Genomic DNA, 21,901 nt, shown 5'->3' with positions numbered 1-21,901 from the left:
GTCCACCGTATGGCCGGGGCGTAACGTTAGAGTTGCGATCAGGTGACACTTTCGTTTCGACGGGCGCGGATCGGCGATGATTTCCGGGTGCCCGGGCCGATCCGTTAAGGCCTTAGTTCCCGCTGTCTCGCCCCACGTCCATGATCCCCAGCCCCACCGCCCGCAACTGGCCGCTGTCCGTCTTCACCAATGCCTTCATTGCCGCAGTCGTCGGCTTCGGCGGCACGATCGCGCTGATCGTCAGCATGGGTCAGCACCTCGGCGCCAGCGCCACACAGATCGGCTCGGCGGTCACCGCCTTGTGCCTCGGCATCGGCATCGCCGGCGCGGCCCTGAGCATCGCGCTGCGCATGCCCATCGTGCTGGCGTGGTCGACGCCGGGCGCGGCGTTGATCGCCGGCGCCAGCGGCGTCGCCTATGGGCCGGCGGTCGGCGCGTTCCTGTTCGCGGCGGCGTTGATGATGCTGCTCGGACTGGTGCCGGCCCTCGGCCGGCTGGCGGCGCGGATTCCGCCGGCGATCGCCAGCGCCATGCTCGGCGGCATTCTGCTGTCGTTCTGCATTGCGCTGTTTCGCAGCGTCGAGCACAGCCTGCTGATGGCGCTGCCGGCACTGATCGTGTTCATCGTCATCCGTCAGCGCTGGCCGACGTACGCCCTGCTCGCCGCGCTGCTGCTGGTGATCGCCACCGTGCTGGTGCGCGGACAGATCGGCCACGTTGGCGGCGGCCTGTTCGGCACGCTCGGCGCCACCGCGCCGGTCCTCGACGCCAAAGCGCTGGTCAGCCTCGGCATTCCGCTGTTCCTGGTGACGCTGGCTTCGCAGAACCTGCCGGGTCTCGCGGTGATGCGCAGCGCCGGCTACGACACGCCGCCGCGGCCGGTGCTGCTCTACACCGGACTGACGACCCTGCTGCTGGCACCGTTCGGCGCGTTCAGCATCAATCTGGCGGCGATCACCGCGGCGATCTGCACCGGCGACGACACCCATCCGGACCGCGCGCGACGCTGGCGCGCCGGCGTCGTTTACTCCGGCTTCTATCTGCTGCTGGCCTTGTTCTCGACGCCATTGGTCGAGTTGTTCAGGCAGCTGCCGGGCGACGCCATCGCCACCATCGCCGGCCTGGCACTGATTGCACCGCTGAGCGGCGCGATGGCCGGCATGCTCGCCGCGCCGCGCGAGCGCGAAGCCGCCGTGCTGTGCTTTCTGGCGACGGCATCCGGCCTGAGCCTGCTCGGCATCGGTTCGGCCTTCTGGGGACTGGTGGTCGGCTTCGCGGTACTCGGCGCGCGGCGTTTGCTCGCACGCTGAGCGCTTGCTCGGCGCGGCGTTTGCGGGTGGCCGGGCGCGCCACCGTACAATCGCGGGCATGACGCTCGTCCGCATTCTCGATCTGGTCGGTGTCGGCGTGTTCGCCGTGTCCGGCACGCTGGCCGCCGGCCGCAAACGCCTCGATCCGGTCGGCGTCGGCGTGATCGCCGTCGTCACCGCGCTCGGCGGTGGCACGATCCGCGACCTGCTGATGCGGCGGCCGATCTTCTGGCTGACCGACACCGCCTACCTGATCACGATCTTCGTCGCCTCGGCGCTGACGATTCTTTACGTGCGCTACCGCCGACCGCCGGAACGCGAGCTGGAAATCGCCGACGCGCTGGGCTTGGCGCTGTTCGCGATGACCGGCTCGCAGATCGCCGAAACCGCGCAGCTGCCGGCACTGATGGTGGTGGTCATCGCCGTCATCACTTGCACCTTCGGCGGCCTGCTGCGCGATGTGTTGTGCAACGAGGTGCCATTCATCCTCGGCCGCGGTCATTTCTACGCGACTGCCGTGATCGCCGGCTCGATCTGCTATCTGATCCTGCAGCGACTCGGCATCCCGCGCATCTACGCCTCGTTCAGCGGCATGGCGGTGGTCGCTTCGCTGCGTATCGCGGCGATCTACTGGAACCTCACCCTGCCGGTGTTCGATCTCGAACGCCATCGGAATCGCCCATGAGCAAGCGCCGTCGCCGCGGCCCGCGTCTTCTGCTGTGGCTGGTCGTGCTGATCCTCGCCGTGACCGTGCTGCCGGTCGGCCTGTTGCGCTGGATTCCGCCACCGATCACGTCTTACATGCTGCGCAGCCCGGTCAAGCCGGTGCAGTACCACTGGGTGCCGCGCAGCAAGATCGCCGGCACCATGCGCAAGGCGGTGGTCGCCTCGGAGGACCAGAAGTTCTACCAGCACCACGGCTTCGATATCGACGCGATCGAGAAGGCGCGCGAGCACAACAAGCACTCGAAGCACATCCGTGGCGCGTCGACGATCAGCCAGCAGACCGCCAAGAATCTGTTCCTTTGGGGTGGCGGCGGGTATTTCCGCAAGGGCGTCGAGGCCGGCTACACCGTGCTGCTTGAAGCGCTGTGGAGCAAGCAGCGCATCCTTGAGATGTATCTGAACATTGCCGAGTTCGGGCCCGGCATCTACGGCGTCGAGGCAGCCTCGCAGCACTATTTCCATCATTCGGCGGCGACGCTCAGCGCCACCGAGGCCGCGCACCTGACCTCGGTGCTGCCCAGCCCACGGCACTGGAGCGTCACGCATCCGGGCAGCTATGTGCAGCGCCGGGTGAACTGGATCCTCGACCAGATGGGCTACGGCGGGCACAAACCGGACAGCGAGCCGGAACCGGAAATTCCGGACGACCTGCAGCAGCAGATCGACGACGACGAAAACGGCACTACGGCCAGCGCCCCGGCGGCCGCACCGACACCGGCGCCAGCCGCGCAGCTGGAACCCGACGATGAGCCGCTGCCGCCGCCGACCGAACTACCGCCACCGGCCAGTGACAGCCCGCCGCCGGCGTTCGAACCGCCACCGAATGCCGACAGCCCGCCATCGTCCGAACCGAGCAACGACGCCAACGGCGACTCCGCGCCGCCGCCGTCAGGGCCCTGACGGCACTCCCGGCGCAAGATGCAGCAGCGGTGCCGGCAGACGCTCGCCGTTGATCCACAAGCCGCCGTCGGCGGCCCAGCATAGCGCCTCGTAAATCGTGTCCGGCCCGTCGGACGGCCGCGGAATCCGTGCGATGCGCGGCTGGCGCTGCAGCACCTGCGCCCAGGGCTCGCCGCCATCACGATCAAAGACCATCCAGTGCGTACCGGTCAGCATCGCCAGACGCCGGCCGTCCGGCGACAAGTCCATGGCGCTGACCGCGCCGCGGTAATGCCACTCGCTGATGGTCTCGACCGGCGTCTGTCGTTCCGGCCACCAGTCCGGCAGCGTCGCGATCGGCTCGGCCTGCTGGACGTCGGGGCCGTCGAGCCGCAGCCGATAGAGGCGCGCCGGCGGCCGGCGCTTGGTCAGTAGCAGGATGTCGCCAGCCGCAGCATCGACCGCCAGCGCCTCGACATCATGTGCACCGTCCGGGTAGTGCACACGAATCGTGCGCGCCGGGCGCAGCTCGCGCATGCCGGGTACCGGCTCCGGCATCAGCAGCACCGCCACGCCGTCGCGCCAGGCGAAGTTGTCGCCGGTATCGGCCAGCGCCAGATAGGACTGCCCATGCCAGACGAAGTGGGCGATGTCCTCCCAATCGACATTGTCGGCGCCGTCGACGCGCACCCGCTGCAGGACCTGGCCCTGCGGGTTGATCGCGAACAGCAGCGGTGGATTGCTGCTGTCGTTGTGCACCCACAGTCGCTCGGGTTGCCGGCCGTCGCTGGCGCAGCCGGACAGCTCGGGAATTGCCGGATCGTGCACCGCCGGCAGTCCGGTCGCGCCCCCCATCGCAGTGCCGCATGAGAGGACGCCGCCCCACGCCAAGGCCCATGCATATCGATAGCCCATAAGCAAGATTAACTTTAGGTTTTTACGATAAATGTAAGCTATCAATGGAAAAACTCGAAGTTGCCCACAAACTCTGTGGATATCTTTGTGCACAATGCGTCGACCAAGTCCTTAAGTGGCCGTAACTTCGTTGATTTCTGCTTCGGGGATAGTTTCTGTTCATCGAACTTTCCCATTTCAAAACATGAACTTGCATATTTTCTACTGCATTTTGACAAAAAAATGTCGCAAGCACGGGCCTATGCGCAGTGCGGGCACCGTTACTGTGCATAAACTGCTGCAGCGCGGCAAAGGTGTGCGGCGGTTGTCAAGTGCGGGATCCCCCCACCGATGCTGACGTCACGGCCGCGGGTCCTGTGTCTGTCGGGCCATGACCCGTCGGGCGGCGCAGGCATCCACGCCGACCTTGAAGCGATCGCCGCACAGGGCGCGCATGCACTGACGGTCATCACCGCGCTGACGGTGCAGGACAGCGGTAACGTCCGCCGCGTCCTGCCGCAGCCACCGGCACAGGTCGCCGAGCAGGTCGAGCTGCTGCTCGCCGATGGCCCGGTCGCCGCCGTCAAGATCGGCCTGATCGGCGACGCCGCGCTGTTGCCGGTACTGGTCGACGTCATTCGCCGCGCCGGCGTGCCGGCGATCTGCGATCCGGTGCTGCGTGCCGGCGGCGGCACTGATCTCAGCGACGCCAACCTGCGCGCCGGACTCATCGAGCAACTGCTGCCGCAACTGGCGCTGCTGACGCCGAACGCCGCCGAAGCACGGCGCCTGATGCCGGACGCCCCCGACCTGCCGGCCGCCGCCGCACGGCTGGCCGCTGCCGGCTGCCGTCAGGTGTTGATCACCGGCGGTGACGAACCGGGGCTCGACATCCAAAATCTATGGCGTGACGGCGCCGGCACGCTGCACACGCTGCGCAGCCCGCGCATCGACGCGCGCTTTCACGGCGCCGGCTGCACCCTGGCGGCGGCGATCGCCGGCCGCATCGCCGTCGGCGACGACTGGGGCCAGGCCATCGCGCGGGCGCAGGATTACACCCATGGCACCCTTGCAGCTGCCTATGCGGCCGGCCAGGGCCGCCTGATTCCGAAGCGCCACCTGACATGACAGTTCCCTCCGGTCTTTACGCGATCACCCCCGACGCTCTGGTCGACGACGACGCGCGCTTGATGACGGCCGTCGCCGCCGCGCTGCGCGGCGGCGCAAGCCTGATCCAGTACCGCGACAAGCGCAGCGACGCCGCACGGCGGCACGCCAACGCAGCCGCGCTCAATGCGCTGTGCCGCGAGGCCGGCGCGCTGCTGGTCATCAACGACGACACCGCGCTGGCCGCCGCGGTCGGCGCCGCCGGCGTCCATCTCGGCGCCAGCGACGGTTCGCTGGCGGCCGCGCGGGCACAACTCGGCCCCGACGCGGTGATCGGCGCCACCTGCGGCAATTCGCTGGAGCGGGCACGCGCCGCCGTCGCGGCCGGCGCCAGCTATGTTGCGTTCGGCCGCTTCTTTGCGTCGAAGACCAAGCCCGACGCACCGCCGGCCGAGCTGGCGACGCTGGCCGCCGCACACGCGGCACTGGACGCGCCGATCTGCGCGATCGGCGGCCTGACGCCGGACAACCTCGGGCCGGTCGCCAGGTCGGGCGCCACGCTGATCGCCGCGATCGACGGCGTGTTCGGCGCCGCCGACATCGAGGCGGCGGCACGCGCCTATGTCGCCGCGATCGGCGGACAGACAGCGCGCATCCCTTAGAATCGCCTACCTGAATATTGTCCGGGGCACGCGCAGGCCGCTCCGCCCCGAAGGAGCCTGAATCTTGAGTCGGTCCGACGAGCTGTTCGAGCGCGCGCAGAAGACGATCCCCGGCGGTGTCCCGGCCAGCATTTGCGCTGGCGGCACAGGCCGCCCAGTTGGCGCCGCCCCACGCCGCGACGGAGCACACTCATGAGTCGTTCGGACGAGCTGTTCGCGCGCGCGCAGAGGACCATCCCTGGCGGCGTCAACTCGCCGGTGCGCGCATTTCGCGCGGTCGGTGGCACGCCACGCTTCATCAGCGCCGCCGAAGGCGCCTGGATGGTCGATGCGGACGGTCGTCGCTACATCGATTACGTCGGCTCCTGGGGCCCCATGATCACCGGCCACCAGGACCCGGACGTGCTTGCCGCGATCCGCGCCCAGCTCGAGATCGGCGTGTCCTACGGTGCGCCGACCGAGGCCGAGATCGACATGGCCGAGCTGCTCTGCGCGCGCGTGCCGGGCCTGGACATGGTGCGCATGTGCAACAGCGGTACCGAGGCGACGATGTCGGCGCTGCGTCTGGCGCGCGGCGCCACCGGCCGCGACTACATCCTCAAGTTCGAAGGCTGCTATCACGGCCACGGCGACGCGCTGCTGGTCAAGGCCGGCTCCGGCCTGCTGACCTTCGGCGTGCCGACCTCGCCGGGCGTGCCGGCCGATCTGGCCAAGTACACCCTGACCGCGCAGTACAACGACCTGGCCTCGGTCGAAGCGCTGTTCCGCGACCACCCGGACGCGATCGCCGCCGTGATCCTCGAACCGGTGGCCGGCAACATGAACTGCGTGCCGCCGCAGCCGGGCTTTCTCGAAGGCCTGCGCAGCCTGTGCACGCGCGAAGGCGCGCTGATGGTGGTCGACGAGGTGATGACCGGCTTTCGCGTCGGCCCGGCCGGCGCCTGCGGCCGCTACGGCATCGAGGCCGATCTGGTCACGCTCGGCAAGATCATCGGTGGTGGCCTGCCGGTCGGCGCCTTCGGCGGCAAGCGCGAAGTGATGGAAAAACTGGCGCCGATCGGCCCGGTCTACCAAGCCGGCACGCTATCCGGCAATCCGCTGGCAATGGCCGCGGGTCTGGCCATCCTGCGCAAGCTCGACAATGCCGCGCTGTACGATGAACTGGAACGCGCGACCACGACCCTGCTCACCGGCCTGCGCGAACGGGCCACGGCCGCCAGCGTGCCGTTCACGACGACGCAGGTCGGCAGCATGTTCGGCCTGTTCTTCACCGACGCGCGGCAGATCACCGGCTTCGCCGATGTGATGCGCTGTGACGCGGAGCGCTTCAAGCGCTTCTTCCACGCCATGCTGCAGCGTGGCGTCTATCTCGCGCCGTCGGCCTTCGAAGCCGGCTTCGTCTCGACCCGGCACGGCGCCGCCGAGATCGAACAGACCCTGGACGCCGCGGCAGAGGCCTTCGCAGAAAGCCGATGACGGAAGCGCTGCACACGCTTCTGACGTGGATCAATGCCCACCCGAACTGGGCACTATGGCTGCTGTTCGCGATCACGCTGCTCGACTCGCTGTTCGTCGTCGGCGCCTTCATTCCGGCGGCGCTGCCGCTGTTCGCGATCGGCGCACTGGTTGCCCTTGGCGCCCTGGAGCTGTGGCCGACGCTGCTGATCGCCTGCGCCGGCGCGTTGATCGGCGACATCTTCAGCTTCTGGCTGGGCCGACGCTACGGCGACCGCCTGTTCAATGCGCGCTTCTTCCAGCGCCATCCGGACATCGTCACCAATGGCCGCCGTTTCTTCCAGAAGCACGGCCCGTACAGCATTCTGCTGGCGCGCTTTCTCGGCCCCCTGCGCGCGATCACGCCGGCGCTGGCCGCGGCCTCCGGCATGCGCTTCTGGCTGTTTTTGTGCGCCGATGTCGTTGGCGCCTTCATCTGGGCCTGCGCCTTCATCATGCCGGGCGTTGCGTTCGGCGCCTCACTGGGCCTGGCCGCCGAGGTCGCCGGCCGCCTCGCGAGTTTGCTGCTCGGCCTGATGGTGGCGATGTGGCTGACGTTCTGGCTGGCAACGGCGGTGACGCGCGTCGTCGGCCGCCTGGCATCACAGTGGCTGCCGCGCCTGCTCGGCTGGAGCCGCGACCAGCAGCACTTCAGCCGCCATGGCCTGGCACTGATCGACGACGAACTGCCGGAGACCCCGGCATTGCTGGTGCTGGCGGTGCTGCTGCTGATCATCGCCGCGGTCCTGCTTTACCTGGTCGCCGGCCATCATCTGCATCACTATCCGACACGGCTCGACGCGGCCATCTTCCAATGGCTGCGCGACGTTCATACACCGGTCGGCTTCACACTCGCACAACGCCTGCTGCAAATCGGCGAGTGGCCGGTCTACATGCCGATCGGCGCCATCACCTTCGTGATGCTGGTGATCCTGCGCAAACCGCATGCGGCCGCGCATTGGGCGGCGGCGCTGGCCTTCGGCGGGGCAATCGCGCTGGGCCTCTACGCGATCCCGCTGTTGCCGCCGCCGTTCCACTACTTCGCGACGACCTTGCCGGACGCCGCACATGGTCGCGATCTGGTCCTGGCCACCGTCACCTACAGCTTCCTGCCGGTGCTGCTGAGCACCGCCGCCGCGTCCTGGGCGCGCACCACGCTCTACGCCACCAGCGCGCTGATCCTGCTGCTGGTGGTCTTCGCACAGCTTTATCTCGGCGTGTTGTGGTTCAGCGTCGCCCTGCTGCTGGTGTTGTTCGGGCTGGCGTGGACGGCGCTGCTGGGCCTGGGCTACCGCTGGCACAACCCCGAACGCCTGCCCGCCGTGCGGCTGATCACGCCGATCGCGCTGACGTTCTTCATCGCCCTGAGCCTGCAATGGCATCGCATGCCGCCGCCGGAAGCACAGCCGCCGGTCGCCAAGCAGGCGATCAGCCTGCAGCACTGGCAGCAGCCGCGCACCGTGCAGCGCCTGCCGCTGCAGCGCCAGGACGCCACCGGCCGCGCCCGTCAGCCGTTCACCGTGCAATGGGCCGGCGAACTACCGACGATTCGCGCACATCTGCTGGCCTCGGGCTGGCAAGAGCCGGCACCGCTGACGCCGCGGCAGATGCTGCACTGGCTGACCAGCAGCGCGCCGATCGACCAGTTGCCGGTGATGCCACAGGTCAATTTCGGCAAGCATCCGTCGCTGGTACTGCGCCGCCCGGTCGATGACGACCATCAGTATTATCTTCGCCTCTGGCCGTCGAGCTTCCGCCTGATGGACGGCCGCACCATCTGGGTCGGCAGCGTCATGCGCCAGGAGGCGCGCAGCTTCCACCGCGTGCTGCGCTACCCGGTGGCCACCGACTTCAATCCGCCGCTGCAACCGCTGCTGGCCGACCTCCCCGATACGCAGCACCGGGTCATCGGCCCGGTCTGGCTGCTCTGGTAATGCCGAACATGTCCGACACTCCCACTTCCTCGCCGAGCATGATGAGCAAGCTGCGCGCGCGCCTGAACAAGGGCGACTCGTGGCTGACCCGCGACATCTCGACCTTCTTCACCGCCGACAAGCTGACGCCGGACGCGCTCGACGAAATCGAGACGCGCTTGCTGCTCGCCGACGCCGGCGTCGACGCCACCGAATGGCTGATGGAGCGGCTGCGCAACGAAGTCAACGCCGGCCGCGTCAAGAGTCCGCAGCAGCTGCGTGCAGTGCTGAAGGCAGCGCTGCTCGAACTGCTGGCGCCGATCGCACAGCCGTTGAAGATGCCGGCCTTCATCAAGCCGTTCATCTTGTTCGTGGCCGGCGTCAACGGCGTCGGCAAGACCACCACGATCGGCAAGCTCGCCGCGCGCTACAAGGGTGAGGGCAAACGCGTGCTGTTGGCGGCCGGCGATACCTTCCGCGCCGCCGCCGTGCAGCAGTTGCAGACCTGGGCCGACCGCACCGGCGTACCGCTGCTCGAGCAGGGCGAAGGCGCCGACGCGGCCAGCGTCATCTACGACGCCGTGCAGTCGGCCAAGGCGCGTGACTTCGATCTGGTCATCGCCGACACCGCCGGCCGCCTGCACACGCAAGGCCATCTGATGGAAGAGCTGCGCAAGATCAAACGCGTGGTGCAAAAGCACGATCCGTACGCGCCGCACGAGGTGCTGCTGGTGGTCGATGCGACCACCGGCGGCAACGCGCTGATCCAGGCCGTGCAGTTCCACGAAGCGATCGGTCTCACCGGCTTGGTCATCACCAAGTTGGACGGCACCGCCAAGGGCGGTATCCTGCTGGCCATCGCCCGCCGGCTGTCGCTGCCGGTTCGCTTCATCGGGCTCGGCGAGGCCGTCGACGATCTGCAGCCGTTCGACGCCGAAGCCTATGTCGACGCACTGATCGGGGAATGAAACGACGTGAGGGGCAAGGCGTGAGGCGAGAGGCGTTGCCGGAGCCAGGGGCAGGCGATCCGCAGCTGCGGCTCCGCATTTCCCCCCTCCTGCCGCCCGCCTCCCTCCGCCCGCGCCCATGACCGAGCTCATCCGCTTCGATCAGGTTTCCTACCGCTATCCCGGCGGTCAGGACGTGCTCGGCGACGTCAGCTTCTCGATCGCGCAGGGCGAGATGGTCTATGTCACCGGCCCCAGCGGCGCCGGCAAGAGCACGCTGCTGCGCCTGATCGCTGCGCTGTGCCGCGCGCAGCGTGGACAGATCGTGGTCATGGGCCAGAACCTGTCGGTGCTCAAGCCGCGCCGCGTGCCGGCGTTTCGCCAGCACATCGGGCTGGTCTTCCAGAACTTCAACCTGCTCGCCGACCGCACGGTGTTCGACAACGTCGCGCTGCCGCTGGTCGTGCGCGGCTACGCTTACGCCGACATTGCGCGCCGCACGCGTGCCGCGCTCGATGCGCTGGGTTTACTGCGCTACGAAAAATCGCTGCCGCTGACGCTGTCCGGCGGCGAGCAACAGCGCGTCGGCATCGCCCGCGCCATCGTCACCAAACCGGCGCTGATCCTGGCCGATGAGCCGACCGGCAACCTCGATCCGAAAATGGCGATGGACGTCATGCGCGGCTTCGCGCGCTTCAACGAAGCCGGCGTCACGGTGATGATCGCCACGCACGCCATCGACCTGATCGAAGCCGTGCCAAAGCGCATCATCCACCTCGAGCGCGGCCACATCAGCGACCGCCTGCCGACCGCCGCATCGCGCCTTGGAGAGACCCATGGCGTTCGCTGAAGCCGGCCTCGAACGTCCGGGCTTTTTCGCCCGCTTCGCGCAAGAGCATCTTCGCGTGTTCTTCTTCTCGCTCGGCAAGCTGCGCCAGACACCGGTCGCCGCGGCGTTGACCGCGCTGGTCATCGGCATCGCCCTGGCCCTGCCGGCGGCGCTCTACGTACTGACGCGCAATGTTGAAACCGTCGGCTATAGCTGGCGCGAGTCGCTGCAGATCTCGCTGTTTCTCAAGGACAGCGTCAGTGCCGAACGCGGCGCCGCGCTCGCGCACGAAATCGGCGCGCGTCAGGACGTAGCGAAAACGCAGTACATCTCGCGCGACCAATCGCTCACCGACTTCAAGGCGCAGTCCGGCTTCGGCGACGCGCTCGGCATCCTCGACGAGAACCCGCTGCCGGCCGTGATCGCGGTGACGCCGGCACGCAGCGTGGGCAAGGCCGGCGTGCAGGAACTCGATGCCGAACTCGGCCGCCTGCCGGAAGTCGACATCGCCAAACTCGACCAGAAATGGCTGGAGCGGCTCTACGCCCTGCTCGATATCGCACGCCGCGCGGTCGGCATGATCGCCGTGCTGCTCGGCCTCGCGGTGATGGTCGTGATCGGCAACACCGTGCGTCTCGACATCGAGGCACGCCGCGACGAAATCGAAGTGATGAAACTGATCGGCGCACCGGACAGCTTCATCCGCAGGCCGTTTCTCTACGCCGGTTTCTGGCACGGCCTGTTCGGCGGCATCCTCGCCTGGCTGCTGGTCACCATCGGCGTCCACGCCTTGTCCGGGCCCGCCGCCACGCTCGCCGCCAGTTACGGCAGCGACTTCCGCCTGTCCGGCCTGCCTGCCGCCGACGGCTTCAGCCTGATCGCCGCCGGCATCGTCCTTGGCTGGGCCGCCGCCTACGTCACCGTCGGCCGCAGGCTGGCACTGATCGAACCGCGCTGAGCGGCGCTCACTGCGCAGCATTGGCGGTCGAGGGCTTGCAGAACGGCGGCCGCGATGGCCGGAGCCCCTCGCTGCGCGGCGTACCAACCATGGAGGGTGAAAAATGTCGTTTCAGTCGTTTCAAAGGAAGGCCAAAAACGTCCTGGCGATCACGCGAAACAACACCGGGCGGCGTCTAGCGTTGATGCTATGCCTGAGCGGCATCGTATCGACCGCGGCCGCAACTCCGGCGGATGGCAGCACGCTGGTGCCGTTCTCCAAACCGATCAGCGCCACGATCTGGCAGCAAGCGACGGCACTGACCGGCATCGACACCGGTCCGCGCAGCGCCTCAGTTCGCGAAGTGATCTTCTTCGACCCCAACTGCCCGATGTGTGCCCGCCAATGGCAGCAGCTGCGCCCCTACATTGACCAGGTGCGCATTCATTGGGTGCCGGTGGCCTATATCGACGGCAGCGGACCGGACGGCACCAGCGCGCGTCGCGCCGCCGCGATCCTCGAAGCAAAGGAGCCCGAAACGGCCCTGTGCTTCGACGAAGATCATTACGACGCGCAGCATCAGCGCGGCGGCTACGCCCCCGCCGACCATGTCACCGACGCACTGATGGCGGACCTGCGCCGCAACATGAGCTTCATGACCAAAGCCGGTGGCCTGGGGACCCCGACCACGCTGGTCGCAGTGCAACCGGGCCAGCAGTACGTTCGGGCGATGGGCGTGATACAGGGCGAGAAACTGTCAGGCCTCATCAATGCGCTGAGCTCAAGCTCAGCGCCCTAGCGGCAACGAAAGCATGACCTTCGGGGGGCAGCCACGCGACCCTGGCGGCTTAGGTTATTTCGGGTGCAGCCTTAACGATTTCATGCAACGGTCGTTTCAGGGCATCGAGTTCTGACACCCCCTGCTCGACGTCATCCTCGCCGGCACGCCCACAACTTGAGGGGAATTTTTGTATGCGTCGATGGATGCTGCTGTGGGGATTCGCAGCGCTGAGTGAGATCGCCGCGGCGATGGCGGCCACCCCGCTGCCATCCTCGACACCTCGGCAACCCGACGTGCGAATCGACGATGTCACCCGGTTTTACGCCGTGTTCGATCAGGCGCAAGGCAAGCCCTCGGCGGCCGCACTGCAGTCGGGATACCTCACGCCAGGCTCGATCGGACTGCAGCAGTTCGTACAGGCGCGCATCGGCTCCGCGCAAAAGCTGGCCGACGCCATCGCCAAGTCTCCGCAGGACTTTCGGCATGCGCGGCAATGCATGGCGGCACTGCCGGCGGTCCGAACCCGGCTGCGCCCCGTCTTCGCACGGCTCGCGCAGCTCGACCCGCGGGCGAGCTTTCCGCCAGTAACGGTGGTGATCGGGCGTAACACCACAGGCGGCACGACAACGGCCGAAGGCGTCACCATTGGTCTGGAGGTGATCTGCAGGGCGAACTGGCTGGATCCCGACATAGTCGAGCGACTGGTCCACCTGATTGCTCACGAATATGTGCACGTGCAGCAGCCCGCGGCACAAGTCGATCCACCAGCCGACGCCTCCCTGCTTTTCCAGTCGCTGCTCGAAGGCGGCGCCGAATTCATCGGCGAGCTGACATCGGGCGCCGTTGCCAACAGCCATTTGCAGCGATGGACCCAGGGCAAGGCCTGCGAGATCGAGCGCGACTTCGCCGCGCAGGCCATGGGCACCGATACGTCCGCGTGGCTCTACAACGGCCCCGGAACACCTGAGCATCCGGGCGATCTCGGCTACTGGGTCGGCTATCGCATCGTGCGCGCGGACTACCTGCACGCCAGCAACCCACGGCAAGCGATACAGGACATCCTCCACATCACCACCACCAACGCCGTCGAATTCCTGCAGCGCAGCGGCTGGAGAGCCGAAGAGGATTGTCGCCAACTCGACGCGCAGCCGGCGAGCACGTCCAGCGCTGGCGCGTCGTCCTAGGCAGACCGAGGCAACGACTACCGGTCTGCGCGCCTTGAGCGCATCAAATTAATTAATATTTATTCAATGAGTTATAAACAACCGCCTTGAACCGTCAGGCGCCGGCCTCACCTTTGAACTCACGGGTGCAGGGCCGGGGGTCGGCCTCGCCCGACGGAACTTTTGATGGGGTTAGCACTCCAAGAATAAGAGTGCTAAAGTTCCGATGTTACCGGGAGGTCACGACGATGAGTGAAGCCATGACGATTGCGTTGCGCCAGCCGACGGCCATGATGCCGTTGTCGGCCGGCAGTCTCGACGCGTACATCGCTCACGTGAATCAGGCGCCGGTGCTCGATGTCGAAACCGAGCGCAAGCTGGCGCATGAGCTGCGCGACGAGGAGAACCTCGGCGCGGCGCAGAAACTGGTCATGTCGAATCTGCGCCATGTCGTGCACATCGCGCGCGGCTACCTCGGCTACGGTCTGCCGCTGGGCGATCTGATCCAGGAAGGCAATATCGGCCTGATGAAGGCGGTCAAGCGTTTCGACCCCGAGGTCGGCGTGCGCCTGATCAGCTTTGCCGTGCACTGGATCAAGGCCGAGATCCACGAGTTCATCCTGAAGAACTGGCGCATCGTGAAGATCGCCACGACCAAGGCGCAGCGCAAGCTGTTCTTCAACCTGCGTTCGCAGAAGAAGTCGCTGGGTTGGCTGAGCCCGACGGAAGCCGAGGCGATCGCCGCGGACCTCAAGGTCAAGCCGGAAGAGGTCTTCCAGATGGAAGCGCGCCTCAGCGGCCACGACATGTCGTTCGACAGCTCGCCGTCCGACGACGAGGAGTCGAGCTACCGGCCGGAAGACTGGCTGGCGTCCGACGTCGACGACGTGCGCGACATCGAGGAAGCCGAGTGGCAGGACGCGCGTGAAACGCGCATGCAGCACGCGCTGACGTCGCTGGACCCGCGCTCGCGCGACATCCTGCAGCGTCGCTGGCTCAACGAGGACGGCAAGACTGGCCTGCAGGAGCTTGCCGACGAGTACGGCGTATCGGCCGAGCGCATCCGCCAGATCGAAGTCGCGGCGATGAAGAAGCTGCGCAAGGCGATCGAGGTCGAGGATCCGGCGGAAGCCTGATTCAAGAGCCATTGCTGGTTTCAAACGCCCGGCCTTCGTGCCGGGCGTTTTCGTTTGTGGCCCCTCACCACGTCCCAATCCGGCGCGCATCTTGCCGGTGCCATGCAGGAGCAATGTCGCTCCGTCAGGCTGACGACATCGCCGCATGCCCCACGACATGATGCCCCGCCGCCCTGCCCTAGCCTTCGCCCTGCTCGCCGCGCTGACGCTGCTGGCCGGCTGCAAGCACGCGGTACGCCCGGCAGCGGATGACGCGCCGATCGCCGTCCGCCTGATTGCGCTCAACGACTTTCACGGCTACCTGCAGGACGGCGGCACGATCAAGCTGCCAAACCCGATGGATCCGGCGCATCCGTTGCGCGAACCAGCCGGCGGCATCGCGTATTTGGCGACGCGCGTGCGCGAGCTGCGTGCCGGTCAGGCGCACAGCCTGGTCGTCGCCGCCGGCGATCTGGTCGGTGCCAGTCCGCTGACGTCGGCGCTGTTCCATGACGAGCCGTCGATCACCCTGCTCGGCGAGCTGGGTCTGGAATTCAGCTCGGTCGGCAATCATGAGTTCGACCACGGTCATGCCGAGCTGCTGCGCCTGCAGCGCGGCGGCTGCGCTACACCCGGCGACGGCCGGCGTAGCTGCCTGGACGGCCACTTCGACGGGGCGTCGTTCCAGTACCTCGCCGCCAACGTCATCGACACCAGGACCGGCAAGCCGCTGTTTGCGCCGTACGCGATCAAGACTTTCGCGCTTGGCGACGGGCGCTCGATCCGCATCGGCTTCATCGGCATGGTGCTGCGGCAGACGGCGACAATGGTGGCGCCGAGCGGCGTCGCCGGGCTGCGCTTCGCCGACGAGGCCGATACCGCCAATGCGCTGGTGCCACAGCTCGAAGCGCAGGGCGTGCACGCGATCGTGCTGCTGATCCATCAGGGCGTCGAGCCGGTGCCGACGCCGGCCGATCCAAGCTGCGGCGACGACAGCGGCGGCCTGCTGCCGATATTGGCGCGTCTCGACCCCAGGATTCGGGTCGTCATCAGCGGCCACACGCACCGGGTCTACGTCTGTCACGGCGCCAACGGCCGGCTCTACGCCAGCGCCGGCAGCTACGGCCGATTCCTGACGCGCTACGATCTGCAGCTCGACCCCGAGCACGACACCATCGTCGCCGCCACGGCCGAAAACCTGCCGGTCATCAACGACCACGCTGCCAACCCGGCGCCGGACGCCTACCCGTCGCTGAAGCCCGACGCGGCCATCGCCGTACAGGTCGCACGCTATGTGAAAGCGGCGGCGCCGCTCGCCGAACGCGTCGTCGGACATTTGCGCACACCGCTGAGCCGCGTACCGAACGCCGCCGGCGAGTCGCCGCTCGGCGACGTCATCGCCGACGCACAGCTGGCGGCAACCCAGGGGCCGACGCAGCGCGCGGTAATGGCCTTGATGAATCCGGGCGGCATTCGCAACGGCTTCGACCACGCCGGCGACGTCCGCTACGCTGACGCCTACGCGACGCAGCCGTTCGGCAACAACCTGATGACGATGACACTGACCGGCGCGCAGCTCTATGCCGTGCTCGATGCGCAATGGCGGGGCGAGACGCGGACGGCGGTGCTGCAAGTTTCAAAAGGGCTGCACTACCGCTGGCGTCGCGACGGCGACGGCGCCGCCGTCGTGCCCGGCAGCCTGACGCTGAACGGCGAAGCTGTCGACACCCAGGCGTCCTATCGCGTCACCGTCAACAGCTTCCTCGCCGACGGTGGCGACGGTTTCGACACGCTGCAGCACGGGCGGGATGTGGTCGGCGGCGCGGTCGACATCGACGCGCTGGTCGACTATCTGCAGGCCCATCCGGCGCTCGCGGCGCCGGCTACGTCCCGTATCGAGCGCGTCGACTGACGCGCCCGGCGATGCTCAGCCGAGCAACGCGCCGACGTAGTGATCGACGAGCAGCAGCGTGAAGATGCCCATCAGGTAGACGATCGAATAGCCGAAGGTCTTCATCGGCAGGCCCGGCCGCGGCCACCACTTCATGCGGATCGCATAGACCAGGAACACTGCGTCGAGCAGCAGCGCGCCGACCAGGTACAGCCAGCCGGACATCGCGGTGGCGAACGGCATCACCGTCACCAACGTCAGCAGGATCGTGTACAGCAGTACCTGCGTACGCGTGTATTCGATGCCGTGCGTGACCGGCAGCATCGGGATATCGACCTTGGCGTACTCGTCGCGACGCTCGATCGCCAGCGCCCAGAAATGCGGCGGCGTCCAGATGAAGATGATCGCGAACAGGATCAGCGCGTGCGCGTGCACCTCGCCGGTCATCGCCACCCAGCCGAGCAGCGGCGGCGCCGCGCCGGCCGCACCGCCGATGACGATGTTCTGCGGCGTCGCGCGCTTCAGATACAGCGTGTAGACGCCGGCGTAGCCGATCAGCGTGAATTGCGTCAGCACCGCCGTCAGCGGATTGACGAGGAACCACAGCATCACGAAGCCGCCGATGCCGAGCACCGTCGCGAAGACGATCGATTCGGTCATCGTCAGGCGACCAGTGACCAGCGGCCGGCCACAGGTGCGTGCCATGCGCGCGTCGATATTGCGGTCGATGATCTGGTTGATCGCGGCGGCGCTGGCCGCCTGCAGGGCGATGCCCAGCGTGCCCCAGACGAACGGCCCCCACGGCGGCAGGCCGGGCACGGCGAGGAACATGCCGACGATCGCGGTGAACACGATCAGCATCACCACGCGCGGTTTGCACAGCTCGTAGTACTCGTGCAGGCGCGACGGCTCCGACATCATGTCCTGCATTTTTTCCACTGTGCGCATCATGCCTCCGACGCGTCGAGCCGGCGCCACGCACAAGCGTTGAGCGAGACCAGCACGGCGAGCAGCGTTTCCGCACCGAGATTATGCGCGGCGGCCAACAGCAGCGGCCACTGGAAGTGCACGACGCTGATACCGATCGTCACCTGCGCGACCAACGCCGCGATCACCGCCGCACCGAAACGCCGCCACAGCGGTTCCGCGCGTCGCAGCAGGTAAATTCCCAGCGACAGCAGCACCAGGAAGGTCACGCCGGCGCCGACACGGTGCATGTAGTGAATGGTGACGCGGGCTCGTGCATCGAGCACGCCGTATTCGTAGTTGATGTCCAGCCCGTGCCAGAGCGTGAACGCTTCCTTGAAATCCATATCGGGCAGCCAGCTGCCCTGGCAGGTCGGCAGGTCCGGGCAGGCCAGCGCCGCGTAATTGGTGCTGGTCCAGCCGCCGAGGAAGATCTGGCAGACCAGCACCACCAGACCGACGATCGCGAAGCGGCGCAGAGCCAGCGGCGCGGCGCGGGCCACGGCACCGCCGGCAGCGGCCAGGCGCTCGCGGACGATCGCGCCATCGAACGTCGGCCGCGTACTGATCCACATCCACAGCAGCAGGCTGAACGTGGTCATGCCACCGAGCAGATGGCCGGTCACCACCAGCGGTTTGAGCTGCCAGGTCACCGTCCACATGCCGAGCACACCCTGAAAGATCACCAGCGCCACCAGCAGCCACGGCAGCACGGTCGGCCGGCGCAGGCCTTTGACGAAGCGGCTGGCGATGGCCAGCGCGACGATGAACAAACCCAGCGTTTCAGCCAGATAGCGGTGGATCATCTCCTTCCACGCCTTGGCCGCGACCACCGGCTTGCCCGGGAAATTCGCCTCCGCCGACGACAGCTCGTGCGGCGCGTCCGGCACCGTCAGGTGGCCGTAGCACCCTGGCCAATCCGGGCAGCCGAGCCCGGCGTCCGACAGCCGCACGTACGCACCGACCACGACCAGACAGAAGCACCAGACGGCGGCGAGCAGATTGAGACGGCGGAACCAGAGCATGGCGGAAACATTCGAAACAGGCCGGGGGGTCGGCGCAAGAGGTCAATTTTAACCCAGCCAGCCGCCGCCGGTCGCGCCGCGCTCAGGCGTCGATCTGCGAGATCGACAGCAGCTTCTTGATATCGGCGAGAACGCCCTTCGAATCGGCGTCGGGCCGGTAGACCATCAGCCAATTGCCGAGCGGGTCGATCAGATAGACCACGCCAGGGCTGCCGGCCGCCGTCCCCGGCGCCCGCAGCGCGTCATGCAGCGTCGTGGCCGCCGCCGCATCGGCCGGCGCATAGAGCTGCAAGTCAGGATGCAATGTCGCTAGTTGCTGGCGCAGCGCGGGGAGTGCTGCCGCGTCCGGCGCGATGTAGACGCGCCGGACGCGGCGCCGCTTGTCGTTGAGCAGCGTGCGAATCTGGCGGTATTGATAAAGCTGCTCGGCACAGCCCGGGTCGCAGGCGCCGCCGCCGACGAACAACCAGGTCCAGCGTCCGCGCAGCGCCTCGTCTCCGTGCGCGCCGCCATCGGCGTCGACCAGCGCCAGGGTCGGCAGCGGTCGCGCCGGCGTGATCAGTTCGCCATAGTTCGTCCGGCCCTGCGGCTGCCACTGCGGGAACACGAAGTAGAGCAGCACCGCGGCGGCCAGCGGACCGAAGAACAGCAACACCAGCAGATAGAACTGCGTGCGACGACGGGGAACCTGATTCATGGATTCGATGGTGGCTCGCGGAAACTGAGCTTGATGAAGATCACCAGCAGGGTCAGCGTAAACGCGAACCACTGGCCGGCATAGCCGTAATGCAGCGCCGGATTCAGCTCCGGCGTGGTCTGCCAGTCGCGGACGTAGCCGCCCGGCGCATTCGGCGCCATCAGCAGCACGCCGGCTGCAACCGTGGAGCCGTACAGGCAGCGCAAATCATCAATGGTCGGGAACTGCACGATGCGCGGCCACGGCGCTGCGGCACAGTTGTCGACCGCGAGGCGCAGCCCAGGCACCGGCGGCGTACGCCAGTACCCATCGACGCTGCGCATGCCACCCGGCGGCAGCAGCGCCTCGGCATCCTGTGCTGCGTCATGCGGAATCCAGCCGCGATCGACCACGACCGTGCTGCCGTCGTCCTGCTGCAGCGGCGTCCAGACGTGATAGCCGGGCTGACCATCGTGGCCCTGATTGTCGAGCAGCAGTTGGCGCCCGGCATCGAAATGTCCGTGCACCTCGGCACGCACGATCGCTTCTGGTCGCGCAACGCTGGCGGCGGTCAATACCGCAGGCGCCTGTGCTCCAGCATGTGCATAACGATCGAGGATGGCCTGCTTCTCGAAACCACGGTCGAGCTGCCAGATACCGAGCACGACCATCGCCGCGCAGGCCAGCGGCGTGGCGATCAGCGCCCAGCGTGGTGGCCTGAAGCGACGCGTCATACGGCAAACGCACGACGGGCGCCGCGCCCGGCGGCGCTATGATGGGCTTCGTATTTGCCGACCGGCGCCGGGACGCCCAGCATCATGTTCGCCAAGGTCATCATTATCGTTCTGCTGATCGCGGTCGTCGCGACGCTGCTGACCAGCGTGGTCTTTCTGGTTCGCGACCCGAGCAGCAAGCGCCGCACGCTGACGGCGCTGAAAATCCGCGTCGCGCTGTCGATCACACTGCTGGCCTTCGTCATCCTCTCCTACCTGATGGGCTGGATCCATCCGCATGGCGTGATCCCGACGCCGTAACGGCGAGCACCGGCACAAAGAAAAGGCGACCGCAACGGTCGCCTTTTTCATGGCCGGACGTCAGAGCCAGTAAACGACGACGAACAGCGCCAGCCAGACGACGTCGACGAAGTGCCAATACCAGGCCACGCCTTCAAAGCCGAAATGCGAATCCGGCTTGAAGTGCCCGAACATCAGCCGCAGCGTGATGGTGATCAGCATGATGGTGCCGAGCGTCACGTGCAGGCCGTGAAAACCGGTGAGCATGAAGAACGTCGAGCCGTAAACGCCGCTGCCCAGCGTCAGGTTGAGCTCGGTATAGGCCTCCAGATATTCGTGGGCCTGGAACCACAGGAAGGACGCGCCAAGCGCCACCGTCGCCCACATCCACAAGATGCAGATCATGCGGCGGTTGGCCTTCAGCGCGTGATGCGCCATGGTGATCGTGAAGCCGGACGTCAGCAGCAGGATGGTGTTGAGCAGCGGCACACCGAACGCCGGAATCGTCTGGAACGAACCGCCGACTTCACCGGGGCCATTGGACGGCCAGCCGGCCTCGAAACCCGGCCACAGGAACAGATTGGTCGCCACCTTGGTGCCCTCGCCGCCCAGCCACGGAATCGACAGCGAGCGTGCGTAGAACAGCGCACCGAAGAAGGCGCCGAAGAACATCACCTCAGAGAAGATGAACCACGACATGCCCCAGCGGAACGTGCGATCGACTTGCGCACTGTAGCGGCCGCCTTCGCTTTCATGCACGACGTCGCGGAACCACAAGAAGATCACCGCGATCGACAGCACGCCGCCGATGAAGATCGGTACCGGCCCGACATGATCGTTCTCGAGGAAACTCGCAACCCCGGCGACCAGACAGACCAGTGCCGCCGTCAGCACGAACGGCCAGACGCTCGGTGCCGGCACGAAATAGCGCTCGGAATGGGCAGCGGCTTGGGTCGACATGTCGATCTCCTCTTCTTTTAGTCCAGCCTGGGTGCAGAATCAGTGACGTCGAAAAAGGTGTAGGCCAGCGTCAGGCGCTCGATGTCGTCCGGCAGCGACGGATCGAGCGTGAACGCCACCGGCATGTGCTTTTCCTCACCGGCGGCGAACGCTTGCTGGTTGAAGCAGAAGCATTCGGTCTTGTGCAGATAGCGCGCTGCCGTCGCTGGTGCGATGTTGGGCACGGCCTGCGCGACGATGTCGCGATCCTGGGTGTTGCGGAATACGAAGCTGACGGTCTTCATCTCGCCCGGATGCATCGTCACCGACGCCTGATCGGGCGCGAAGTGCCAAGGCCGGCCGCCGTTGACGGTGGTCAGGAACTCGACCGTGACCTCGCGCGCGACATCGACCGCATGACCGCCGACCGTGGCCGCTTCGTTGGCGACGCGGCCGTTGAGTCCAAGCGCGTAGCAGAGCTTGTCGTACAGCGGCACCATCGCGAACCCGAACGCAAACATCAGCGCCGTCACGAACAGCAGACGCAGCCCGTGGCGATAGGTGTTGTGACGTGCCGCCGTCGTCATTTGTGTACCGTCGCGTAGACGAAGCCGCACAGAATCAGCACCGCCAG

General features: G+C 67.0%; 22 protein-coding genes. 15 read left to right on the top strand and 7 right to left on the bottom strand.

Translation table 11 applies throughout. The features are described 5' to 3' along the window. The first annotated feature begins 140 nt into the window (after window positions 1-140). The 3 genes from G7Y82_RS07855 to mtgA are packed head-to-tail and all read left to right on the top strand — an operon-like array spanning window position 141 to window position 2,936. A complete protein-coding gene (locus G7Y82_RS07855) occupies window positions 141-1,310 on the top strand; it encodes a benzoate/H(+) symporter BenE family transporter (RefSeq protein ID WP_168147467.1) in 1,170 nt (389 codons plus the stop codon). Between the two features lie 58 nt (window positions 1,311-1,368). Continuing rightward, window positions 1,369-1,995: a trimeric intracellular cation channel family protein gene (locus G7Y82_RS07850; protein ID WP_168147466.1), complete on the top strand. Its 627-nt coding sequence runs from the start codon at window positions 1,369-1,371 to the stop codon at window positions 1,993-1,995. Continuing rightward, window positions 1,992-2,936, top strand: a complete 945-nt coding sequence (gene mtgA / locus G7Y82_RS07845) for a monofunctional biosynthetic peptidoglycan transglycosylase (RefSeq protein WP_168147465.1) — start codon at window positions 1,992-1,994, stop codon at window positions 2,934-2,936. The genes G7Y82_RS07850 and mtgA overlap by 4 nt, the downstream gene beginning before the upstream one ends. On the opposite strand, the gene G7Y82_RS07840 is transcribed toward mtgA, so the two are convergent. Further along, the gene (locus tag G7Y82_RS07840) at window positions 2,925-3,770 is read right to left on the bottom strand and encodes a hypothetical protein (protein WP_168147464.1); all 846 of its coding nucleotides are present in this window, start codon (window positions 3,768-3,770) and stop codon (window positions 2,925-2,927) included. The two genes, mtgA and G7Y82_RS07840, sit on opposite strands and share 12 nt — an antisense overlap. A gap of 390 nt (window positions 3,771-4,160) precedes the next feature. Here G7Y82_RS07840 and thiD point away from each other — a divergent pair, with 390 nt between their 5' ends. The 11 genes from thiD (at window position 4,161) to G7Y82_RS07785 (ending at window position 16,669) form a co-directional block, all read left to right on the top strand. Then, entirely contained in the window at window positions 4,161-4,937 is a 777-nt protein-coding gene (gene thiD / locus G7Y82_RS07835) for a bifunctional hydroxymethylpyrimidine kinase/phosphomethylpyrimidine kinase (protein ID WP_168147463.1), read from the top strand. Next, window positions 4,934-5,578: a thiamine phosphate synthase gene (gene thiE, locus G7Y82_RS07830; RefSeq protein ID WP_168147462.1), complete on the top strand. Its 645-nt coding sequence runs from the start codon at window positions 4,934-4,936 to the stop codon at window positions 5,576-5,578. The genes thiD and thiE overlap by 4 nt, the downstream gene beginning before the upstream one ends. A 192-nt stretch (window positions 5,579-5,770) precedes the next feature. Next, on the top strand, window positions 5,771-7,054 hold the full coding sequence (gene hemL, locus G7Y82_RS07825) for a glutamate-1-semialdehyde 2,1-aminomutase (RefSeq protein ID WP_168147461.1): 1,284 nt from the start codon (window positions 5,771-5,773) through the stop codon (window positions 7,052-7,054). Continuing rightward, window positions 7,051-9,006, top strand: coding sequence for a VTT domain-containing protein (locus G7Y82_RS07820; RefSeq protein WP_168147460.1), 1,956 nt, complete (start codon window positions 7,051-7,053; stop codon window positions 9,004-9,006). The genes hemL and G7Y82_RS07820 overlap by 4 nt, the downstream gene beginning before the upstream one ends. Beyond that, complete coding sequence (gene ftsY, locus G7Y82_RS07815) at window positions 9,006-9,953, top strand: signal recognition particle-docking protein FtsY (RefSeq protein ID WP_436286663.1); 948 nt, start codon at window positions 9,006-9,008, stop codon at window positions 9,951-9,953. Before G7Y82_RS07820 ends, ftsY begins: the two co-directional genes overlap by 1 nt. A gap of 118 nt (window positions 9,954-10,071) precedes the next feature. Continuing rightward, window positions 10,072-10,782, top strand: coding sequence for a cell division ATP-binding protein FtsE (gene ftsE / locus G7Y82_RS07810; RefSeq protein WP_168147458.1), 711 nt, complete (start codon window positions 10,072-10,074; stop codon window positions 10,780-10,782). Then, window positions 10,769-11,719, top strand: a complete 951-nt coding sequence (ftsX, locus tag G7Y82_RS07805; RefSeq protein WP_168147457.1) for a permease-like cell division protein FtsX — start codon at window positions 10,769-10,771, stop codon at window positions 11,717-11,719. Before ftsE ends, ftsX begins: the two co-directional genes overlap by 14 nt. Window positions 11,720-11,900: 181 nt before the next feature. Next, complete coding sequence (locus G7Y82_RS07800) at window positions 11,901-12,497, top strand: hypothetical protein (RefSeq protein ID WP_168147456.1); 597 nt, start codon at window positions 11,901-11,903, stop codon at window positions 12,495-12,497. Between the two features lie 173 nt (window positions 12,498-12,670). Further along, window positions 12,671-13,663 carry a DUF2268 domain-containing putative Zn-dependent protease gene (locus G7Y82_RS07795; protein ID WP_206370452.1) on the top strand — a complete coding sequence of 331 codons (993 nt, stop codon included), beginning with the start codon at window positions 12,671-12,673 and terminating at the stop codon, window positions 13,661-13,663. Between the two features lie 227 nt (window positions 13,664-13,890). Continuing rightward, window positions 13,891-14,778 (top strand): RNA polymerase sigma factor RpoH, encoded by an 888-nt coding sequence (gene rpoH / locus G7Y82_RS07790; RefSeq protein ID WP_168147455.1) that lies wholly within the window; start codon window positions 13,891-13,893, stop codon window positions 14,776-14,778. A 157-nt stretch (window positions 14,779-14,935) separates the two neighbouring features. Next, window positions 14,936-16,669, top strand: a complete 1,734-nt coding sequence (locus G7Y82_RS07785) for a bifunctional metallophosphatase/5'-nucleotidase (protein ID WP_206370450.1) — start codon at window positions 14,936-14,938, stop codon at window positions 16,667-16,669. Window positions 16,670-16,684: 15 nt separating this feature from the next. On the opposite strand, the gene cyoE is transcribed toward G7Y82_RS07785, so the two are convergent. The 4 genes from cyoE to G7Y82_RS07765 form a co-directional block, all read right to left on the bottom strand. Beyond that, complete coding sequence (cyoE, locus tag G7Y82_RS07780) at window positions 16,685-17,596, bottom strand: heme o synthase (RefSeq protein ID WP_240954137.1); 912 nt, start codon at window positions 17,594-17,596, stop codon at window positions 16,685-16,687. Further along, window positions 17,596-18,639, bottom strand: coding sequence for a COX15/CtaA family protein (locus G7Y82_RS07775; protein WP_168147454.1), 1,044 nt, complete (start codon window positions 18,637-18,639; stop codon window positions 17,596-17,598). Before G7Y82_RS07775 ends, cyoE begins: the two co-directional genes overlap by 1 nt. Before the next feature lie 82 nt (window positions 18,640-18,721). Continuing rightward, window positions 18,722-19,336, bottom strand: a complete 615-nt coding sequence (locus G7Y82_RS07770) for a redox-active disulfide-containing membrane protein (RefSeq protein WP_168147453.1) — start codon at window positions 19,334-19,336, stop codon at window positions 18,722-18,724. Next, entirely contained in the window at window positions 19,333-20,049 is a 717-nt protein-coding gene (locus G7Y82_RS07765; protein ID WP_168147452.1) for an SURF1 family protein, read from the bottom strand. The genes G7Y82_RS07770 and G7Y82_RS07765 overlap by 4 nt, the downstream gene beginning before the upstream one ends. A gap of 84 nt (window positions 20,050-20,133) precedes the next feature. Between G7Y82_RS07765 and G7Y82_RS07760 the strand changes: the two genes are divergently transcribed. Next, a complete protein-coding gene (locus G7Y82_RS07760) occupies window positions 20,134-20,349 on the top strand; it encodes a DUF2909 domain-containing protein (RefSeq protein ID WP_168147451.1) in 216 nt (71 codons plus the stop codon). A gap of 60 nt (window positions 20,350-20,409) precedes the next feature. On the opposite strand, the gene G7Y82_RS07755 is transcribed toward G7Y82_RS07760, so the two are convergent. After that, window positions 20,410-21,288 (bottom strand): cytochrome c oxidase subunit 3, encoded by an 879-nt coding sequence (locus G7Y82_RS07755; protein WP_168147450.1) that lies wholly within the window; start codon window positions 21,286-21,288, stop codon window positions 20,410-20,412. A 17-nt stretch (window positions 21,289-21,305) separates the two neighbouring features. Next, the gene (locus G7Y82_RS07750) at window positions 21,306-21,854 is read right to left on the bottom strand and encodes a cytochrome c oxidase assembly protein (protein ID WP_168147449.1); all 549 of its coding nucleotides are present in this window, start codon (window positions 21,852-21,854) and stop codon (window positions 21,306-21,308) included. Window positions 21,855-21,901: the final 47 nt, after the last annotated feature.

The organism is Solimonas marina, from assembly GCF_012241385.1.
GTDB lineage: Bacteria > Pseudomonadota > Gammaproteobacteria > Nevskiales > Nevskiaceae > Solimonas > Solimonas marina.
This window is presented reverse-complemented; position numbering and strand designations above follow the sequence as displayed.

What these genes read in the sequence shown, in the direction of transcription:
- G7Y82_RS07765 (WP_168147452.1), bottom strand. Translation starts at nt 20,049, where the DNA reads ATGACGCGTCGCTTCAGGCCACCACGCTGGGCGCTGATCGCCACGCCG.
- thiE (WP_168147462.1), top strand. Translation starts at nt 4,934, where the DNA reads ATGACAGTTCCCTCCGGTCTTTACGCGATCACCCCCGACGCTCTGGTC.
- G7Y82_RS07785 (WP_206370450.1), top strand. Translation starts at nt 14,936, where the DNA reads ATGATGCCCCGCCGCCCTGCCCTAGCCTTCGCCCTGCTCGCCGCGCTG.
- mtgA (WP_168147465.1), top strand. Translation starts at nt 1,992, where the DNA reads ATGAGCAAGCGCCGTCGCCGCGGCCCGCGTCTTCTGCTGTGGCTGGTC.
- ftsY (WP_436286663.1), top strand. Translation starts at nt 9,006, where the DNA reads ATGCCGAACATGTCCGACACTCCCACTTCCTCGCCGAGCATGATGAGC.
- G7Y82_RS07760 (WP_168147451.1), top strand. Translation starts at nt 20,134, where the DNA reads ATGTTCGCCAAGGTCATCATTATCGTTCTGCTGATCGCGGTCGTCGCG.
- hemL (WP_168147461.1), top strand. Translation starts at nt 5,771, where the DNA reads ATGAGTCGTTCGGACGAGCTGTTCGCGCGCGCGCAGAGGACCATCCCT.
- G7Y82_RS07820 (WP_168147460.1), top strand. Translation starts at nt 7,051, where the DNA reads ATGACGGAAGCGCTGCACACGCTTCTGACGTGGATCAATGCCCACCCG.
- G7Y82_RS07775 (WP_168147454.1), bottom strand. Translation starts at nt 18,639, where the DNA reads ATGCTCTGGTTCCGCCGTCTCAATCTGCTCGCCGCCGTCTGGTGCTTC.
- G7Y82_RS07795 (WP_206370452.1), top strand. Translation starts at nt 12,671, where the DNA reads ATGCGTCGATGGATGCTGCTGTGGGGATTCGCAGCGCTGAGTGAGATC.
- G7Y82_RS07750 (WP_168147449.1), bottom strand. Translation starts at nt 21,854, where the DNA reads ATGACGACGGCGGCACGTCACAACACCTATCGCCACGGGCTGCGTCTG.
- G7Y82_RS07855 (WP_168147467.1), top strand. Translation starts at nt 141, where the DNA reads ATGATCCCCAGCCCCACCGCCCGCAACTGGCCGCTGTCCGTCTTCACC.
- thiD (WP_168147463.1), top strand. Translation starts at nt 4,161, where the DNA reads ATGCTGACGTCACGGCCGCGGGTCCTGTGTCTGTCGGGCCATGACCCG.
- G7Y82_RS07840 (WP_168147464.1), bottom strand. Translation starts at nt 3,770, where the DNA reads ATGGGGGGCGCGACCGGACTGCCGGCGGTGCACGATCCGGCAATTCCC.
- G7Y82_RS07850 (WP_168147466.1), top strand. Translation starts at nt 1,369, where the DNA reads ATGACGCTCGTCCGCATTCTCGATCTGGTCGGTGTCGGCGTGTTCGCC.
- cyoE (WP_240954137.1), bottom strand. Translation starts at nt 17,596, where the DNA reads ATGCGCACAGTGGAAAAAATGCAGGACATGATGTCGGAGCCGTCGCGC.
- ftsX (WP_168147457.1), top strand. Translation starts at nt 10,769, where the DNA reads ATGGCGTTCGCTGAAGCCGGCCTCGAACGTCCGGGCTTTTTCGCCCGC.
- G7Y82_RS07755 (WP_168147450.1), bottom strand. Translation starts at nt 21,288, where the DNA reads ATGTCGACCCAAGCCGCTGCCCATTCCGAGCGCTATTTCGTGCCGGCA.
- G7Y82_RS07770 (WP_168147453.1), bottom strand. Translation starts at nt 19,336, where the DNA reads ATGAATCAGGTTCCCCGTCGTCGCACGCAGTTCTATCTGCTGGTGTTG.
- ftsE (WP_168147458.1), top strand. Translation starts at nt 10,072, where the DNA reads ATGACCGAGCTCATCCGCTTCGATCAGGTTTCCTACCGCTATCCCGGC.
- rpoH (WP_168147455.1), top strand. Translation starts at nt 13,891, where the DNA reads ATGAGTGAAGCCATGACGATTGCGTTGCGCCAGCCGACGGCCATGATG.